This window comes from Citrobacter sp. wls613, assembly GCF_005281195.1.
Classification (GTDB): Bacteria; Pseudomonadota; Gammaproteobacteria; order Enterobacterales; family Enterobacteriaceae; genus Citrobacter; species Citrobacter gillenii.
This window is the reverse complement of sequence record NZ_SZXN01000014.1, coordinates 19922-20379: the sequence shown is the minus strand read 5'-3', so window position 1 is coordinate 20379 and position 458 is coordinate 19922. Positions and strand designations below refer to the sequence as shown.

The 458-nt window shown below is 58.7% G+C and carries 1 protein-coding gene; it reads right to left on the bottom strand.

The window, feature by feature from the left end; translation table 11 throughout:
- A partial coding sequence (locus FDX01_RS03490; protein WP_137399243.1) for an SUMF1/EgtB/PvdO family nonheme iron enzyme occupies positions 1-458 on the bottom strand: 458 nt, incomplete at both ends.

Sequence of the window (458 nt, the reverse complement as noted above, 5' to 3'; positions counted from 1 at the left end):
CAGCGTTCACCGCACAGCGTACGGTGGTGCCATCAGGAAAATCGTTATCCTTAGTGGCATAGCCGCGGAAAAAGGTGAGGCCCACATCAAACCCGGGTGAAGGACGATAACCTCCGCGGCGGACCTTCATGTATTGCCCATTATCGTCATCCAGGATGACACCCTTCTCCGGTCCCTGCGGTTCCTGGCGCGGAGATTTCGCGTAATAGTCCGGGTCATACCAGTCGCTCACCCACTCGTAACCGTTCTCTGACATGCCATACAACCCGCCGGGAGTCGGCGGATAGCGATTGACGGCATAACGCACCAAGGAACTTTCCACCCCGGAGGCCTCTTCCGTTGCCTGGCGGTCCTCGCTGGTAGCGTAATTTTCTCCCCGCCCGGTTTTCTCATCTGCACGCCAGTCACCGTCATCCGTTGCCACCAGGATATACTGACCCCGGTCGCGCGCCGCGTAT